Origin of the sequence: Sphingopyxis sp. (assembly GCF_034380315.1) — a bacterium.
Lineage (GTDB): Bacteria > Pseudomonadota > Alphaproteobacteria > Sphingomonadales > Sphingomonadaceae > Sphingopyxis.
This window is the reverse complement of the sequence record NZ_JAXMPB010000010.1, coordinates 70,417-88,061: the sequence shown is the minus strand read 5'-3', so window position 1 is coordinate 88,061 and position 17,645 is coordinate 70,417. Positions and strand designations below refer to the sequence as shown.

Here is a 17,645-nt window from a genome sequence, read left to right as displayed (position 1 = left end):
GCCTGTCCAGAAGTGAGTTATTTGGACAACTCACGTCAGATTTGGACCCGTTTGGACACAACTTTCGCGAGAATTTTCGCGAGTGTTTCATGGCCTCGATCCCCTCGAGGTTACGATGACCAAAAGTGTAATTCTGACCCCCGCCCATATCGAGCGGCTGAAGAGCGGCGCGCTGGCTGACCGGGAAGTCCCGGGCCTTTCCGTTGTCGTCGCTAGTCCCGCCAAAAGGCAGTGGCGCTTCAAGCGCGTTGTCGCCGGCTCGAAGAAGACCGTCGAACTGATCCTTGGGGTCTACCCGGGCTTTTCAATCGATGAAGCGCGTGAATGGGCGGGGCCACTCAGCAAGGCCGTCGCGCGAGGCGAGGATCCGCGCGAAACCAGGCGCGCTGAAGAGGCCGTGGCGATGTCGGTTGCCGATGCGCATGCGATCTACATGGACGCGATGCGCCGTGGTGACAGGAAGAAGCTGAAGCCGCGAACGATTCTGGACAAGGACAAGATGTATATGGCGACACGCTGCGCCGCTGCCGAACCGCCACCGAGGCCGATCCCGAGTGCGAGGCGGCATGGGAGACGAAGCGGCGCCATTTCTTCCGTTCTGGAAAGTCCGATCAATGAACGACACCGGCGTCATCGACAATTTCCTGTCGGTATTCTCGACCTATATCGACAGCGGCTTTGGGCTGCTCGGCGGCGAGGTCGGCTTTCTCTCCTCGACGCTGATCGTGATCGCCGTGACGATCGCGGCGCTTTTTTGGGCGTGGGGCACCGACGAAGATGTGCTGCAGCGGCTCGTCAAGAAAACGCTCTATATCGGCGTCTTCGCCTTCATCATCGGCAATTTCCAGGCGCTTTCGGTGATCCTGCTCGAGAGCTTCGCGGGCCTGGGACTGAAGGCGAGCGGCGGCGCGATGGCGATCGGCGACTTCATGCGCCCGGGCATGATCGCAGCGACCGGGCTCGATGCGGCCGAGCCTCTGCTCGATGCAACCGCCGACCTCGTCGGCCCGGTCGGCCTCTTCACCAACTTCGTCCAGATCCTGATCCTGCTGATCGCCTGGGTGATCGTCGTGCTCGCCTTCTTCATCCTCGCGGTGCAGGTCTTCGTCACAATCTTGGAATTCAAATTGGTGACGCTTGCAGGCTTCGTTCTGCTGCCCTTCGCCCTATCAACTTCCATATAAGGGCCGGCAGGCCGACGGCCACACGGGGGGGGGCTTTCGTGACAGTCTGCGCAAAGCGCAATGGCTGCTGGCGGACTGGGGTTTTAACGCCGACTGGTTCCGCGCCACCTTGGAGGAAAGAGGCCTTACGTCCTGCATCCCGGGTCGAAAAATGCGCAACAGGTTCGTCCAATATGACAAACGCCGCAACCGCATCGAAATTGTCCTTGGCCGCATCAACCGAGGTGACGTCATGGGCGATCGATGCATCGCGACACACCATGATCGGCGCCCGAAGGCCTGCTTCTCTGCCGTTGCCTTCGCCGTCACGGCCATCCTCCAGATCTGCTCGATGCGCCCGCCCCTAGCGCGGTTTGCGGTTGCCCGCGATCTCGCGCCAGGCTGGTACCCATCAAGGCGAGCTGGCCAAGTGTTATCGAACCCGTACAAGCTGGTTAACTTTCTAGTTTCCATTGTGCCATTCATGGACGCCTGGACCATTGCCAGCGCTATGCGGTGTTGAACAAGCTGATTCTACGGCAGAAAACCGCGCATCCCCAAAAACCCCAACTCGCAAATCCGTTCGCCCTCCATTGAGGGGGTTCACTTTAAACTGAACCCATGTAGTATTTTTCCTAACGGAGGGGGTGAGTCGGGTCGCGACTCCCCCGGGTTCTGGAACACCCAGGCCCGCAGGCAATCATGCCTGCGAGCCGCAAGCCGTTCCTGGGTTTTGAAGGGATAGTCATGCGTCCATTGTTTTTGGCGCTGGTTTCGGCGGCCTGTGCGACGGCAGCGAATGCCGGCGAGATACAGAATGTGCGCACGCTCGACATCGCGGTCAGCGGCGCGGTGCGTGAACATTGCGCCATGGGCGGCATCGCCGACATGGATTTCGGAAACCTCGAGCGTCGAGGTCTGGGCATCGAGACCCCGGTCGCTTTCGACTGCAACATCCCGTTCACGATGACGATCAAGGGTGCGCGCGGGGCATTGACCCATAGGAACATGCCCAATGGCCAGGGCCCCTATGGCGGGCGCCTGTCGTATAATCTGGCGGTTCGCATGCCGGTTCGCCACCCGGCGACCCAAGTGATCAACCGCTCGTTCACCGGCGCCCAATTGCAAAGCGGCGGGGTGATTTCCAGCAACGGCGGCATCGCGTCCGACGGCCTGATCCTGGCCGTCGAACTCGGCATGCCTTCGGGCGAGGCCGGGCTGCTGGCGGGCGATTATTCGGAAACGATCACCATCACCGTTTCTCCGATCTGAGCTTCGCTCGCGGGCCCAATCCTCGCGAGCGGAATATAGGCCGATGGGCAGGCACCGCGCCCATCCGGTTCTCCGACCAATCGGTGCAAACCAACCCCGGCCATCCGAGGGCGGGGATGAAAGAATAGAGGGAAGAAGAATATGAAAAAGATGCTTTGCGGCGCCGTTGCCGCCATTGCTCTCGTCGGCATCGCGGCCCCGGCCGCAGCGCAGACCAACGAACGTCACTATGCCGGTACGATCGTCGGCATTCCTTACACTTCGACCAACCCGAACGGATTCCAGACCGGTCTTCTTGAACTGGGACTGCTCGGCGGCATCGGCACCCGCTACACCGCGCAGGCTGATGCGCCGAGCGATAGCGAAACCGCAACCCCGACCGTCAACGTCCAGTTCAGCCTGTCGGGCCGCGTGAACAAGGATTGCTCCTTCTATGCCGGTAACAACGCCAACGCGACGAACATCGACTTCGGCGTGATCGGTGTCCGCACGGGCAACAACGAAAACGTCAACTCGGCGTTCGAAATGGTCGGCCCGGCAACCGCCGAAATCGAATCGCTGACCGCGGGCTGCAACTTCAACAACGAAGTCGTGATCACCAAGAGCAACGTCAACGGCATGGTGAACGCCGCTGCCGGTGGCTATGACACCGACGAATTCCAGGCCAACATCCCCTACAGCGTCGCTGCACGCTGGACGGGCGTCGCCCAGAACGCCGTCACCAGCGGTACCGCGCAGTCGCTGACCGTTTCGACGTCGCAGCTGAACGGCACCAAGACGCAGGGTGCATGGCGTTCGTCGATGAACATCGACATCGTCGCTCCGGCGATCACCAACAAGGGCCTCGTCGCCGGCACCTATACCGGTACGACGACCCTGACGCTGCGCGCGCTCTAAGACACGCAAGCGTTCTTTCGGGGAGAGGGGAAAGAGCAATCTTTCCCCTTTCTTCACAATATGAAGACATGGGTTCGCCGAGCCCGGCAAACGCCGGCCCAGGGGGCAAGAAGATTATGACAGCATCGACCATCTTGGCGCGCCCATGGCGCATGTTGCTGGCGGTTGCCGCCGCACTGATGTTGCTGGCGTCCCCCGCGCTTGCGATGCGCGTTTCGCCGATGGTCGTCGAAATGGAATCGCGCGGCAGCGGCGCCGTTGCCCGTATCGAGGTTCAGAACATCAACCCCGGAAAGCTGGCATTCCAAACCCGCGTGTTTCGCATGGAGCTGGGCAAGGACGGCGAGATCATCGAAACCCCCGCCGACGACCAGTTCCTGATCTTTCCGCCGCAAGGCGCACTGCCCGCGGGCGGGCGCCAGGTCATTCGCCTGCAGTGGGTCGGCGAAGCCGAACCCGCGACATCGCAAGCCTTTTACGTATCGGTCGAACAGCTGCCCGTAGCCTTCGAGCCGGGATCGAACGAGGCGGTCGGCGCCCAGGTGCAGGTCCTTTACAACATGCGCGCGCTGGTCGTGGTAGCCCCGCCGGGCGCCAAGCCCGACGTGAAGGCCGCGAGCGTCCGCCAACTCGATTATCAGCCCCCCGCGCCTCCCGGAGCGACCGAACTGCCTCCGATGCAGGACGGCGTCGAAGTGACGCTGCGTAACGATGGACGCCGACACGCAATGATGTCGAATTTCAGCTGGCAGCTCGAAGGCACCGACCGCGAAGGCAAATGGTTGCGCGTCGACGTATCGGCGGAAGAATTGAACCGCGCGGTGGGCACCGGCTATGTCCCGGCGCAAGGCGAACGCAGCTTCAAGCTGCCGGTCCCCGGTTTCGGCCCCGGCCCGATCAAGCTGACGTTCAAGCAGTGACGTTCGGCCGCGCCCTGCTGTGCGGCGCCGCCTGGTCGGCGCTGGGTATTGCGCCGGTCGCTGCGCAAGTGTCGATCCCGCTGCCCCAGCGCCCGGATGCGCCCGAACCCGCTCCGCCGACGGGCACTCCCATCCCTCTGCCTGGAACGCCGGTCCCCTTGCCGACACCCACCCCCGATCCCGCTGTTCCAGCGGTGCCGATCGGACCGCATGGGCGCCCCGATATCAACCCGTATGACCGCGACATCGACATGACGGTGCCGCTGACTTTCCTCAGCAGCAGCCTTGGCGACATTCCGATGCGGTTGACGGCAGACGACCGTTTTCTGCTCGAATCCGAAACTTTTCTGAAGCTAGTCCGACCGATCCTGAACGACGAGGCGCATAGCGCGCTCGGTGCGCATCTCGGCGGCATCGAACAATTCGGCCCTGACGATCTCAAGGATACGGGCGTGGGGCTCACATACGACCCCGCGACGCTGGCGGTCGTGGTCGTCCAGGTTTCGCCTGAACAGCGCGCAACGCAGAATCTGTTCGCACCGCCGCGCGAGGACGTCAACGACATCACGCTCGAGCCAGCCGGCTTCTCTGCCTATCTCAATATGAACGTGATCCAGACCCATGTCTGGGAAGCCGAAGAAAGGGCGCCGCCGACAATCAATCTCGACGGCGCGTTCCGGATTGGCCGGATCGTGCTCGAGGGCGATGCCCAGCTGGGCGAGGCCTTCACCCTCGCTGGCAGCAAGTACAAGTTCACCCGCAACTATGCGCGGCTGGTCTATGATCAGCCCGAAGCCTATCGCCGCTGGTTCATCGGCGATCTCGATCCCGAAATTCGCGGTCAGCAATCCTTCGTCCAGATGGGCGGCGTCGGGGTGCTGCGGCAGCAACGCCGGTTCAACACCTTTCGTTCAGCCATCCTCCAGTCGAACCGCCAACTGGTGCTTCAACGCGAATCCACCGTGCGCTTCCTGCGCAACGGGTCGCTCTATCGCGAGGTTCGGCTTCAGCCCGGACGCTATGACTTCAGCTCGCTCCCGCTCGTCGCGGGAAGCAACGACATCGACATCCAGGTCACCGACAATACGGGCGCGATCCAGAATCTGTCGTATCAGCAATATCTCGATCCGATCGATCTTGATCCCGGCGATTATGAATATGGCGCCTTTCTGGGGCCGACCAGCCGCACTTTCGGAAGGGCTCCCGATTATCGCGGCCCGGTCGCCTTTACAGGCTTTTTCCGCAAGGCTTTCATCAACGCTCCGGCGATCGGGGTCGGCTTGCAGGTCAGCGGCGATGTGCAGACACTGACTGGACAGACCCAGTTCGTCCTGCCCAACGGCGGAAGGCTGCTGGTGGACGGAGGCGCAAGCCATTCGAAACGTGCCGGCGAGGGTTTTGCCGGCGGAGTGAGCTATGAACATTTCATCGACCGCCGCGGCCTTTCCGACAGCTTCACCCTGCGCGCCGACTATATCTCTCCCAAATTCGCGACGCTCGGCAATCTGGAAGGGATCAACACCACGTCCTTCACCGCGTCTGCGCAATATACGCGGCAGTTCAACCTCCGTTTTCTGACCACCTCTACGGCCTCCTATCTCAAGGGGCGCGGCAATCTCGGCGACAGCTATCGCGTCGGCACGACCGGCCATTATCGGTTCGACCGCCGCTGGACGTTGCGCGCCGGGGTCGAATATGCAAAATATCCGTCGGCCTTCGCCCGCGGCGACGGTTTCAGCGTCAGCGTCGGCCTTGTATTCCAGCCCGATTTCCGACGCCGCGCCGAGGCTCGGTACGAAAGTCGCAACAATCTGGGCGAACTTTCCTATAATCAGAGCGGATTGAACCAGCTCGACAGCGTCGGTTTCGGCGGCATCGTTGCACGCCAGGACAACAGCGTGCTCGCGCAAGGTTATGCCACCTATTCGGCCAATCGCTTCGATGCGGCGGTCAGCCATTCCAGTTTTGGTCCAGGTTTTTCGGATTTCGGAGCGGTCAACGCCACGACGGTGCGCGTCGGAACCACATTGGCTTTCGCCGACGGCATGCTGGGGCTCGGCCGCCGCATCAACGACAGCTTCATGCTGCTCAAGCCGCACCGCAATCTCGGCAAGCGCAGCGTCGTTGCCGGTCAGTCGCTCGCCGAGAATAATTATATCGGCAAGAGCGGTTCACTGGGCGCAGCCGTCAACAATTTCCTCGGCTCTTATACCACCCAGTCGGTGCAGTATGACGTCGAGGACCCGCCTGTGGGCTATGATACCGGGCCTGGCGTTTTCAGGGTGCATCCGCCGTACAAGAGCGGCTATGCCGCCCGGATCGGCACCGATGCCTTCGCGAGCGCGATCGGGACGTTGATCCTTGCGCCGGAAAAACCCGTCTCGCTGATCGGTGGCCGGGTGACGCTGCTCGACGTGCGGGATGGAGAAAACCCCAAGCCCATCCCCTTCTTCACGAATTCGGTCGGGCGCTTCGCCATCGCCAACCTGTTGCCTGGCCGCCGCTATCTCGTCGAAACCTATGGCGCACAGGGCAGCATCCATCGCAGTTTCGAATTCACCGTACCCACCGACACCGACGGGCTCCTCAATCTGGGAACCGTGCGGCAAGGCACGTCACAATAGGAGGCCTCGATGCGTCGCCCCATGTTTTTCCTCGCCGCGCCGCTGCTCGCGGTCCCGGCCCTGGCGCAGCCCCCCGCGAGCGCGGCGCCCGCTCGCGGCGCTGACTGCATCGTCCGCATGAACGCAACCCCAACAAGCTGGATGATTACCGGTTTCGATCCTTATGACGGAACGGTGCCCGAGGGGACGTACAGCGTCACCTTCGTCAACGATGGCGGAGCCGAATGCCGCTTCGCACCCATTTTCCAGATCGATCAGCCGCCATTCGGATTGTCGAAAGGGCACGGTAAACCAATCGGCTACGCCCTTCTCAACCTCACCGATTCTCAGGATGTAACGCCGCGCGCCGGTCGGTCGGTGCGGACGCCGTCGCAGCGCGAGCTGGTGCTCGCGCCGAATGAATCGCGCTCCCTGCTGTACAAGCTGGTCGCCGACCCCGACGACATACGCGATTCGGGGACGTTCACGCAGGACGTCACGCTAGAAGCACTCGATCAAAACTTTCGTTCGCTCGGCGGCACGCGACTGGTTCTTGGGATCGATGTCCTGCCGTCAGCACGGATCGGCCTGTCAGGCGCCTATACAATGAACGACGGTCATGCCGTGGTCGACCTCGGCGAATTGCGGCCCGGAATCGCCCCGGTTCCCTTGCAGCTACGCGTCAACAGCACGGGCCAATATGATCTGACGGTTTCATCGGCCAATTCGGGACGCCTGCGCCTGGGCGCTAGCGATTGGTTCATTCCCTATTCGGTAGCGATTGGTGGAAACACGGTGAACCTCGCGGGATCGGGCATGGTAACGGGACCGAATGGCACGGGTTTCCGGCGTGACTCCTTGCCTATTCATTTCTTTATCGGCGATGTCGGCGGACGACGTGCTGGCACCTACAGCGACGTCGTTTCCATTTCGGTAACCGCGCGTTAACCCTTTTGCGCTAGCTGTGGTTAACTACGAAAATTCCTCGCCCCGCCCGTAATTTAACTCAATTTTAGAATCACAATTCTATTCGCATTCCAAGGCCTGCTTTGCCGGGTGGAAGGGGTGACGAATGAAACGGAAACTTGCGCTCGGGCTTGCGAGCATCATGATGGTAGCGGCACCGACCGCAGCGCTTGGAACCAGCTTCGGCTTTAATCTACGCGCCATCGTCCCTGTGCACTGCGTGGTCAACCATCATGCAACCGGTTTCGGCGCGGTCAACGGCAACGCCGTATCGCTCGGTACCTTTCGCGAATATTGCAATGCGCCCGCGGGCTATGAACTGGTCGTCGATTACGCGCCCGGGTCGCTACGCGGCGCGCGGATCATCGCTGGCAGCGAAGAAATCATTCTCAACGGATCTGGTCAGGCTGTGTTGAGCCGGACCACGGGCCCACGCGTGCGCGAACGGATCATTGCAGCCGTCCCCGGCGAAAATGGTTTCGACACCGATCGCCTGGAATTGCGCATCGTTCCCATCTGACGACCGTCGGCTGACCTCCCCGCGCAGCCCGATAGAGCGCTGCGCGAAGGTCCTTTTTTCCGCCGTCGCTCTCGCCGCAACCGTCATCTTCTGGCTCTGATCAATGAGACCTGACCCTAGTTGTTTAGTCCCGGCATCTGGTGGATCGGATTGACGATGAAGCGGTCTGGTTCTGAAGTCCAGATTTTGCAGATGTATTCGTAGGGCGAGAGGCCGCTGAGGGTCTTGAGTCTGCGCGCGAAGTTTTACGCGGCCAAGAAGTCGGCGGGGTGCGTGCGCAACTGGTCATGGCTGTCGTAATGGAAGCGTTTGACGGTTGCGTCCTTGATCGTTCGGTTCATCCGCTCGACCTGGCCGTTGGTCCAGGGATGGTTCGGCTTGGTGAGGCGATGCTCGATGTCGTTGGCCTCGCAGATCATGTCGAAGCGCATTTGCCGCGAGAAGGCGGTGTTCCGGTTACGGGGCTGATCGGCGAACTGGATGCCGTTGTCGGTGAGGATCGTGTGGATCCTGTAGGGAACGGCTTCGAGCACGCGCTCCAGGAACTCCCAAGCCGTTCGCCTGTCAGCCTTTTCTACAAGCTGCGTGACGGCGAACTTACTGGTGCGGTCGATGGCGACGAACAGGTAAAGCTTGCCCTCAGCGGTCTGCACCTCAGCGATATCGATGTGGAAGAAGCCGATGGGATAGCGTTTGAAGCGTTGCCGCTTCGGCTTGTCGCCCTCGACGTCTGGCAGGCGTGAGATGCCGTGGCGCTGCAGACAGCGGTGCAGCGCGGATCGCGTTAGATGCGGGATCGTCGGTTGGAGAGCGTAAAGGCAGTCGTCCAGCGGCAACAGAGTGTGCCGTCGGAATGCGACAACCATCGCCTCCTCTGCTTCGGTCAGAGTTGTGGAATGGGGGGCCTTCGGCCCGGTCTTCAGATCCTCGACCGTCGTTCTCTTGCGCCACTTGGCTACCGTCTTCGGATTGATCCCCAACTCTCGACTCAGCGCCGCGAGCGAAGCTTGCGATCGCTGTATTGCTGCTCGGACGGCGTGCGTGGTCGTGGCGCTCCCGTGACGTATCTGTCCCATAATGCTTCCTTCCATTCCGATGAAAGGATCGCACCATCAAACCATGGGATCAAACAACTAGCGCACTGACGCCTCCATTACCAGTGTTCACCGTAGGTGGAGCGAAACGGTGCATTCTCCTTTTTCATATCCTTTATCTGGTCTTCGGCCCCCATATTCCTTGCGCCACCGATATAGCACCTGCTCGCTGATCGCAGTCCGGCAACACGCCTCGGCGATCGTTGCGCCCTGCGCCAACACGACCTCCGCTTCACGCCGCTTGCCCTCCGCATCCGATCAGCGTGGATCGCTACTGAGGACCAATTTAAAATTGTCCTATTTGGGATTGAAATTTACAAATTTGAAAAGTATATCCCAATCGGGAATGCGGCGAGTCCCCCAGAATTTGCGCGGCGTCCGCGACCTCGAGCTCTGGCGGGGTGAAATGTGTGACCTTCGAACATTCTCTCGCTGCGATTTCTCGACCCCTGAACCTACTGCAATCCAGTCAGTTCCTCCTCAGCGTCATGGCCGGGCGTGGCTGCGCTGAGGCGTGGCTCGGGTTTCGCTATCGATTGCCCGAAAGGTGCTTTGGCCAAAGGGCCCTACCGGTCGTGGCGGTCAGCAATGGTATCGAGCCGCTTGGCTGGCAGCGGTGCGGACGCGAGGTCGGCGGCCCCTGCGGACCGGAGGAGCGAGCAGTGACGGCGCCAAATCCGAAGCCAGATCCCCCGCGCTTATCGACGCGCTCAAGGCTCGGCTCAATATCGCTTGCGGCATGTATATGGCGCTCGCCCAATCGCTCGCTCTGGCTGGTTCCGGTTCGTGGGAGCGGTCGGCGTACACTATGGGCGCACTGGCAGTGAAAAGAAGATTGCCGGTCACCGGCAGCAGGGGAGATGCAAGATGAAGCGTAAGATATTGTTCGGTGCCCTGTCGCTGGTGTTCGTCGGGAATACACCGGTGCCCGAATATGACATTGTCATCCGAAACGGACGCGTTCTCGACGGTGCGGGTAACCCTTGGGTCAGCGCCGATGTTGCAGTGAAGGACGGTCGTGTCGTCCAGGTAGGCCAGGTTTCGGGACGCGGAGCGAAGGAAATAGATGCGACCGGTCGCTATGTCTCCCCGGGATTCATCGACATGATGGATCAGTCGGGCAGCGTCCTGCTCAAAAATGGCGCGGCCGAGAACAAACTGCGCATGGGCGTGACCACAGTGATCGCGGGTGAGGGCGGCACCTCGGTGCCCGCCGCCGAGATTCCGGCCTATTTCGGCAAGCTTGAGCAGCAGGGCATCTCGATCAACTTCGGCACCTATTACTCGGCGACTCAGGCTCGAATGAAGGTGATGGGCGACGGCGCGGGATCGCCAACCACCGCGCAGCTTGAGGAGATGGGCGGCGAGGTGAAACTCGCGATGCAAAATGGCGCATTCGGTATCAGCAGCGCGTTGATCTATCCGCCGAGCAGCTTCCAGACGACATCTGACCTGGTAACGCTGGCAAAGGTCGCGGCGCAATGCGACGGCTTTTACGCCACGCATATGCGCGATGAGAGCGAGGGGCTGGTCAAGGCGGTCGAAGAAGCGATCGAGATCGGCGAGAAGGGCGGGGTCAAGGTTGAGATCTTTCATCTCAAGGGCGCCTATGCGCCCGGCTGGGGCAAGTTGATGCCGCAGGCACTGACGGCGATCAACGCGGCGCGTGCGCGGGGCGTCGATGTCGCAGCCGACATCTATCCCTATACCGCCGGCGGGACGGGGCTTGAAATTATCGCGCCAAGCTGGGTTTGGGCGGACGGCGTTGAGAAGGGCATCGAGCGGCTGCGCGATCCCAAAATGCGGGAGCGGATGAAGAAGGAAGTCGCCGCCGGATCGATGCCCGGCTGGTCGAACCTCGTCCATGCATCGGGCGGTTTCCAGAACGTGCGGCTCGCGAATGGCTTCAGCGACAAATACCGGCCTTATCACGGCAAGAGCCTGGCCGAGATCGGCGCGGCGCTGAAGCGCGATCCGGCCGATGTTGCCTGGGACATACTGCTTGAAGGCCTGCCCAACCGCGCTGTTGCGCTTTATTTCATGATGAACGAGAAGGATATAGAGGCCGCGATCAAACAACCTTGGGTCAGCATCGGCAGCGATGCCGCCGCGTCGGAAAAGTTCGGCGAAATGGACGACCTGGGTCTGCCGCACCCGCGCGCCTATGGTACATTCCCTCGGATTATCGCCGAATATGTGAAGCGCCGCCCTGTGCTGTCGCTGGAGGATGCCGTGCGCAAGATGACTGGCTGGCCAGCTCAGCGCATGGGGCTTAGTGATCGCGGACTGATCCGCGACGGTATGCGCGCCGATATCATTGTGTTTGATCTGGGCAAGATCGATGACGTTGCCAGCTGGGACAAGCCGACCGCTTCACCGACGGGGATCGAGACCGTGATCGTCAACGGTGTCCTCACCTTCGCCGACGGCAAGCATAGCGGCGCCAAGGCGGGGAAGGTTCTTCGTCATCCGTGTGGAGGGGCTGCCCGGTCATGACGCCGTCGCTCGATTGCCGGGTGGAATGCCTGCCGCTTGCCAAGCCGTTCCGGATATCGGGTCATGTCTTCGCCGGGGCGTCGGCGGCGGTCGTCACGGTTTCGGGCGGCGCCTTCAGCGGACGCGACGGGGCGGCCGGTGTCCATTATTTCGGCACCGACGATCCCGACGTGATGGCGGCGGACGTATGCGACTTTGCACAGGCGCGCGCATGATCGCGCCCGAAACCGACAAGAGAAGGAGCAGGGGTATGAAGAAGGCCATTGTCGCGGCGCTGGTATGCGCTGCATGCGTCCAGCCCGCCATCGCGCAGGAAGCGTCGGAACGGACCTATGTCCATGCCGGCCGCTTGCTCGCCGATCCTACGGGCGGCCGTGTCGAGACGGAGAAAACGATCGTCGTCGAGCGCGGCAAGATCGTCGAAATTCGCAGCGGCTATGTCGGGGAGGGCAAGGTGGTCGATCTGCGTGACGCATTCGTCATGCCCGGCTTCATCGACAGCCACGTCCACCTGACCTTTGAATCGAGCCCGACCAGCCGGCTCGACGCGGTGACCAAATCGACCACCGACCAGGCGTTCGACGGCCTCGTCTATGCCGGGCGCACGGTCCGGGCGGGCTTCACCACAGTCGTCGATCTCGGCGCATCCATGGAAGCGATCAAGGGGCTGCGCGATGCGATCGCGAGCGGCAAGATCGTCGGCCCGCGTATCATCGCCGCGGGCGGGGTCGCCGCGCATGGCGGGCATGGCGATGTCCACGGTTATCGTCAGGAGATCATCGACCTGTTCCGCTCGCCCACGCTTTGCTCGGGAGCCGATGATTGCGCGCGCGCCGTGCGGCTGGCGGTGCAGCAGGGGGCCGACATTATCAAGACTGCTTCGACCGGCGGGGTGATGTCCAACACCGCGGCGGGCCTGGGTCAGCAGATGAGCGACGCCGAATTGGTCGCGATCGTGGAGACCGCGCACCGGCTCGGCCGCAAGGTCGCCGCGCACGCCCACGGCACCGATGGCGTCAACGCCGCGCTGCGTGCTGGCGTGGACTCGGTCGAGCACGGCACGTTCATTGACCCGGAATCGATCCGGCTGTTCAAGGCGAAGGGAAGCTATCTCGTCCCGACCCTGCTTGCCGGAGATACGGTGGCGCGGCAGGCCGATACTGCCGACTGGATGCCCGCGACGGTCCGCGCCAAGGCGCGCACCGTCGGCCCGCTGATGATCGATGCGCTCCGCCGCGCGCATCAGGGCGGCGTCAAGATTGCCTTCGGCACCGACTCCGCCGTGTCAAAACATGGCGGAAATGCTCGTGAGTTCGCGCTGATGGTCAAGGCGGGAATGACCCCGCTGGATACGATCCGCGCAGCTACCGTCTGGGGGGCGACGCATATCGGGCTGGAGAATGAAATCGGCTCGATCGCCGCGGGCAAGGCGGCGGACATCGTTGCAGTGCGCGGCGACCCGCTTAAGGATGTCAGCTTGCTGGAAGCGATGCATTTCGTCATGAAGGGCGGGGCGATCGTCCGGCCTGCCGGCGAGTGATCCGGTCACGTTTTTCTGTGTAGCCCGCGATGACTGTCCCGTAGCGATGGATCGCATCCGGTGCGAGGCTTTGCGGGAGGCTGGGCGCAGTGAAACTGAGCGATCAGTCTGATGCCTGTATCGTTTCTGGAGTGGGGCTCGATATAAGGGGGCTGTGACACCGGGCCGTCCAAGCCATTCGTGCATCGGGTGCACGAGTGGCTTGGGGCCGTTATCTCTCCGCCATCACTGTGATGCTCGAAGGCAGCACGGACGACGGCGCCGTATCATGCGCCGACAATCAATTTGCGCGGGATCCTCCGATAGGCGGAGGGCTGCTTGTACACAGGCTTGCGCCGTTAGGGGTGAGGCCATCGGCCTTAGCCGTGGAGGCTAAGCAGCGAATCCATGAGGCCGTCGTCGGTGCTGGAACACACACCAAGCACCAGTGCTTCATCAAAGCCTTCGCCGACGACGTAGGCGTGCCCCATCGACGAATCGAGATAGATGCCCTGGCCGGCATCAAGTGTGACTGGATCGTAGAATTCGGTGTGCACATCGATCCGTCCCTCAAGCACATAGATGAACTCCTCGCCCTGGTGACGGACGAGCTCACCAAATTCGCTGGCGCTGTGTGCCCGGATGCGCGTGAGGATAGGGATCATTCGCTTCTGGCGCAGATCGGTGCAGAGATAGTGATAGTCGTAATTGTCGGTCGTGACCCGTGCCGCACCTTCGATCGTTCCGATACTGCGCCGCCCTGTGATAAGCGGTGCTGCATCCTCTTCATTCTCTGCGAAAAGGTCAGACATGCGCAGCTTGAGCCTCTGGCTCAATTGCTGAAGCTTGTCGTAGCTCAAGGTCAGGCGGTCATGCTCGACCTTCGACAAGGTCGATACAGGGATGCCCGACTTCGCGCTCATTTCCTTGAGAGTCCAACCGTTCCGGGCGCGAATTCCCTTCATGACCGCACCGAGCGTGGGCGGGCTTGTTCGATCCACCATGGTTAGCACCATTCCAGAATTGACAATTTTCTAATTGGGATCATTATATCCTCATTGGGACGTCTTTGGTTGTTCCTTGATAATAGGTCGCGTGCCTCGCTGCAAGTGCGGGTGAAGGCGCGCGTGATAAGGGGGAAGTGATGCGATATCTTCGAAGGACGATGATGGGGATAGCTGCACTGGTCGCGGTGCCGCTGGCGGCGCAGGGGCCTGTGCCTGCGCCGACGGCGAAGACGGTCGAGGCCGCTGCTGTCCCGACGGCGAAGCCGCCTGCGTTGCCGGTCGCGCTGGACGCGAAGGACCTCGAAGCCTGGCTCGACGGCTATCTGCCTTACGCCCTTGAGCGCGCCCGCATCCCCGGTGCGGTGGTTGTCGTCGTACGTGGTGACGGGGTCGTGCTCGAAAAGGGCTATGGCTATTCCGATGTTGCCAAGCGCGCTCCGGTCTTGCCCGCAACCACGCTGTTCCGTCCAGGATCGGTATCGAAGCTCGTCACCTGGACCGCCGTCATGCAACAGGTCGAAGCGGGCAAGATCGACCTCGACAAGGACGTCAACGCCTATCTTGATTTCAAGATTCCGCCTTTTGAAGGCAAGCCGGTGACAATGCGCAACATCATGACGCACACGCCGGGTTTTCAGGAATCGGTGCGTTATCTGATTAGCAGCGATCCCAAGGCGGTGATGGCATTGAAGAAACAGATGCCGCTTGCGCTGCCGGACCGTGTCTTCGCGCCGGGAACGACACCAGCCTATTCAAATTATGCAACCGCGCTTGCAGGTTATATCGTCGAGCGTGTCAGCGGCCAGGATTTTGACGACTATGTCGACAATCGTATCTTCGCGCCGCTCGGGATGGCGCATTCGACCTTCCGTCAACCGCTGCCGGCCGCGCTCGCGCCGCATATGTCGAAGGGCTATCCCGACGTCACCCAGAAACCCAAGCCGTTCGAGATTGTTGTCCCAGCGCCGGCCGGAAGCCTGTCGGCGTCGGGCGCCGACATGGGCAAGTTCATGATGGCTCACCTGGCCGACGGGGCCGGCCTGATGCGGCCAGAGACTGCAAAGCTGATGCATGATTTCAAGGCGCCCGGCGTTGGCCCGCTCAACAGCATGGCGCTTGGCTTCTATGAGCAACAGGTCAACGGCCATCGCGCCATCGCGCACGGTGGCGACACCATTTGGTTCCACTCTTACCTCTGGCTTTTCCCCGACGCCGACATAGGTGTTTATATCTCGATGAACAGCGCCGGGACACAGGGCGATGCGGGCGCGATTCGCAGCGCACTTTTCCACAAGTTCGCGGACCGTTACCTTCCGGGGGATGAAAGTTTTGGCCGGGTCGATGCGAAGATGGCGGCCGAGCATGCACGGATGATGGTCGGCAATTACGTCAGCACCCGCGGATCGTTCACCAATTTTGTGAGCCTGCTCGGATTTGTCGGACAAGTGCAGATCGCGTTGACCGAGGACGGAAAGATCAGCTTGCCGGCGATGGATGCTCTCGGCGCCGGAGCGCGGGACTGGGTTGAAGTCGAGCCTTTCGTTTGGCGCGATCTCAATACTGGGGAAAGGCTGGCCGCAGAGGTGAAGGACGGCCGCATCGTGCGTTTCAGCATTGACGCCGGATCGCCTTTCATGGTGTTTCAGCCCGCGCCGGCCGGTGTCAACGCTGCCTGGCTGAACCCCGCGCTGGTCCTTGCCTTTGGCATCGTTCTTCTTGCCGCGATCGCTTGGCCGGTCCGCGCGTTGGTCCGTCGGAGTTTCGGGGCGAGCTTTGCTCTCGAGGGCAAGGCGCTTCGTGCCTATCGCCTGTCCCGCTTCTTCGCCTGGCTCGCGCTCGGCGCGCTCGCAGGCTGGATCACCATGGCCATAGCCTTCTCGGCTGATATTGGCAATTTGGGCGGCTCGCTCGACTGGTTGCTCCATCTGCTGCGTATCCTGACACCGCTTGCGACCTTCGGCCTGCTCATCACAGCGGGCTGGCACTTGTGGCTGAGTATCAAGGACAAGCGCCGCTGGACGATGAAGCTCGGCGCGGTGTTGCTGATCCTTGCCGCGGCGCTGCTCGTCTGGGTGACGCTGGCTTTCCATCTCTATGGCTTCACGATGGTCTATTGATGGCGACGCACAGCACGCGGGAATTGACGCTCGACCTTCGGGTCGAGCGCTATCCCTATCGCCAGCCCTTCCGCATTTCCGGCCATGTCTTTACCGAGACTGCCGTGCTCGTCGCCGAGCTGTCTGACGGTGAGCATGTCGGACGAGGCGAGGGGGCCGGGGTCTATTATCTGGGCGACGATATTGACCATATGGTCGCTGAGGCTGGCCGGGTGCGCGGCGTTATTGAACGCGGTGCTACCCGACAGGAATTGCAGGCGTTGCTCCCGCCGGGCGGCGCCCGCAATGCACTCGACTGCGCTTTCTGGGATCTTGAGGCGAAGCAGGCGGGACGCCCGGTTTGGGATCTCGCCGGACTTGCCGCGCCCAAGGCTCTGAGGTCGACGTTGACCTTGGGCGCTGACAGCGCCGGGAACATGGCGAAGGCTGCTCTGGCGCTGGATCCGGAAGCGCCTGTGAAGGTCAAGCTGACCGGAGACCTGTCCGACGATATCGCGCGCATCGTTGCGATCCGTACCGCGCGGCCAGATGCCTGGATCGGCGTGGACGCAAATCAAGGCTATTCGATCCGGACGCTCGTTGAGCTGTTGCCAGTGCTTGTCCAGGCACGTGTTGCGCAACTCGAGCAGCCGCTTCCACGTGGACGAGAGGCCGATCTCGATGGATTGAAGCGGCCGCTGCCTTTCGTCGCGGACGAAAGCGCACTGTCCACCGACGACACGCCATCGCTCGTCGGCCGTTTCGATGTGGTGAACATCAAGCTCGACAAATGTGGCGGACTTACGGAAGCGCTCGCGATCGCCCGCCAGGCGCGCAAATATGGAATCGACGTAATGGTCGGCAATATGGTCGGGACAAGCCTGTCGATGGCGCCGGCCTATCTTGTTGGCCAGCTTTGCGACATCGTTGACCTCGATGGCCCCACTTTCCTGGCCCGCGACCGCGAACCTGGCGTCTTCTACCGAGGTGGGATGATCCACTGCTCACCCCAAATTTGGGGAAAGTGAAAATACCAGTCCTGAATGGGTTGACAATTTTCCAATTAGGACAATAATCCAATAATCAAGCCAT

13 protein-coding genes and 4 pseudogenes are annotated in these 17,645 nt (G+C 61.5%); 14 read left to right on the top strand and 3 right to left on the bottom strand.

What is annotated here, in order from left to right; translation table 11 throughout:
- Positions 1-115 precede the first annotated feature (115 nt).
- From U0S50_RS18550 to U0S50_RS16245, 9 genes and pseudogenes are all read left to right on the top strand, one after another.
- Positions 116-379, top strand: a pseudogene (locus tag U0S50_RS18550) (Arm DNA-binding domain-containing protein); the annotation flags it as partial.
- 137 nt (positions 380-516) lie between these two features.
- The gene (locus tag U0S50_RS18545) at positions 517-618 is read left to right on the top strand and encodes a hypothetical protein (protein ID WP_416195005.1); all 102 of its coding nucleotides are present in this window, start codon (positions 517-519) and stop codon (positions 616-618) included.
- A pseudogene (gene trbL / locus U0S50_RS16275) lies at positions 615-1,166 on the top strand (P-type conjugative transfer protein TrbL); the annotation flags it as partial. The gene U0S50_RS18545 and the pseudogene trbL, both read left to right, overlap by 4 nt.
- A gap of 744 nt (positions 1,167-1,910) precedes the next feature.
- On the top strand, positions 1,911-2,435 hold the full coding sequence (locus U0S50_RS16270; protein ID WP_322309726.1) for a hypothetical protein: 525 nt from the start codon (positions 1,911-1,913) through the stop codon (positions 2,433-2,435).
- A gap of 141 nt (positions 2,436-2,576) precedes the next feature.
- Positions 2,577-3,332, top strand: coding sequence for a hypothetical protein (locus U0S50_RS16265; RefSeq protein ID WP_322309725.1), 756 nt, complete (start codon positions 2,577-2,579; stop codon positions 3,330-3,332).
- Between the two features lie 116 nt (positions 3,333-3,448).
- The gene (locus tag U0S50_RS16260; protein ID WP_322309724.1) at positions 3,449-4,252 is read left to right on the top strand and encodes a molecular chaperone; all 804 of its coding nucleotides are present in this window, start codon (positions 3,449-3,451) and stop codon (positions 4,250-4,252) included.
- On the top strand, positions 4,249-6,876 hold the full coding sequence (locus U0S50_RS16255; protein ID WP_322309723.1) for a hypothetical protein: 2,628 nt from the start codon (positions 4,249-4,251) through the stop codon (positions 6,874-6,876). Before U0S50_RS16260 ends, U0S50_RS16255 begins: the two co-directional genes overlap by 4 nt.
- Positions 6,877-6,885: 9 nt before the next feature.
- Positions 6,886-7,803 (top strand): hypothetical protein, encoded by a 918-nt coding sequence (locus U0S50_RS16250; protein ID WP_322309722.1) that lies wholly within the window; start codon positions 6,886-6,888, stop codon positions 7,801-7,803.
- A 124-nt stretch (positions 7,804-7,927) separates the two neighbouring features.
- Positions 7,928-8,341, top strand: a complete 414-nt coding sequence (locus U0S50_RS16245; RefSeq protein WP_322309721.1) for a hypothetical protein — start codon at positions 7,928-7,930, stop codon at positions 8,339-8,341.
- A gap of 116 nt (positions 8,342-8,457) precedes the next feature.
- Here the strand turns inward: U0S50_RS16245 and U0S50_RS16240 are convergent.
- Positions 8,458-9,417: pseudogene (locus tag U0S50_RS16240) on the bottom strand (IS481 family transposase).
- Positions 9,418-9,549: 132 nt separating this feature from the next.
- A pseudogene (locus U0S50_RS16235) lies at positions 9,550-9,657 on the bottom strand (transposase); the annotation flags it as partial.
- Between the two features lie 645 nt (positions 9,658-10,302).
- Between U0S50_RS16235 and U0S50_RS16230 the strand changes: the two are divergent.
- The 3 genes from U0S50_RS16230 to U0S50_RS16220 are packed head-to-tail and all read left to right on the top strand — an operon-like array spanning position 10,303 to position 13,471.
- Positions 10,303-11,931, top strand: coding sequence for a D-aminoacylase (locus U0S50_RS16230; RefSeq protein ID WP_322309720.1), 1,629 nt, complete (start codon positions 10,303-10,305; stop codon positions 11,929-11,931).
- A complete protein-coding gene (locus U0S50_RS16225) occupies positions 11,928-12,146 on the top strand; it encodes a hypothetical protein (protein ID WP_322309719.1) in 219 nt (72 codons plus the stop codon). Before U0S50_RS16230 ends, U0S50_RS16225 begins: the two co-directional genes overlap by 4 nt.
- Positions 12,147-12,181: 35 nt before the next feature.
- Positions 12,182-13,471: an amidohydrolase family protein gene (locus tag U0S50_RS16220; protein WP_322309718.1), complete on the top strand. Its 1,290-nt coding sequence runs from the start codon at positions 12,182-12,184 to the stop codon at positions 13,469-13,471.
- A 359-nt stretch (positions 13,472-13,830) separates the two neighbouring features.
- Here the strand turns inward: U0S50_RS16220 and U0S50_RS16215 are convergent, their stop codons facing one another.
- Complete coding sequence (locus U0S50_RS16215) at positions 13,831-14,415, bottom strand: helix-turn-helix domain-containing protein (RefSeq protein ID WP_322309717.1); 585 nt, start codon at positions 14,413-14,415, stop codon at positions 13,831-13,833.
- A 179-nt stretch (positions 14,416-14,594) separates the two neighbouring features.
- Between U0S50_RS16215 and U0S50_RS16210 the strand changes: the two genes are divergently transcribed.
- Together U0S50_RS16210 and U0S50_RS16205 are read left to right on the top strand one after the other, a co-directional pair.
- Positions 14,595-16,574: a serine hydrolase domain-containing protein gene (locus tag U0S50_RS16210; RefSeq protein WP_322309716.1), complete on the top strand. Its 1,980-nt coding sequence runs from the start codon at positions 14,595-14,597 to the stop codon at positions 16,572-16,574.
- Positions 16,574-17,581, top strand: a complete 1,008-nt coding sequence (locus U0S50_RS16205; RefSeq protein WP_322309715.1) for a dipeptide epimerase — start codon at positions 16,574-16,576, stop codon at positions 17,579-17,581. The genes U0S50_RS16210 and U0S50_RS16205 overlap by 1 nt, the downstream gene beginning before the upstream one ends.
- Positions 17,582-17,645 lie beyond the last annotated feature (64 nt).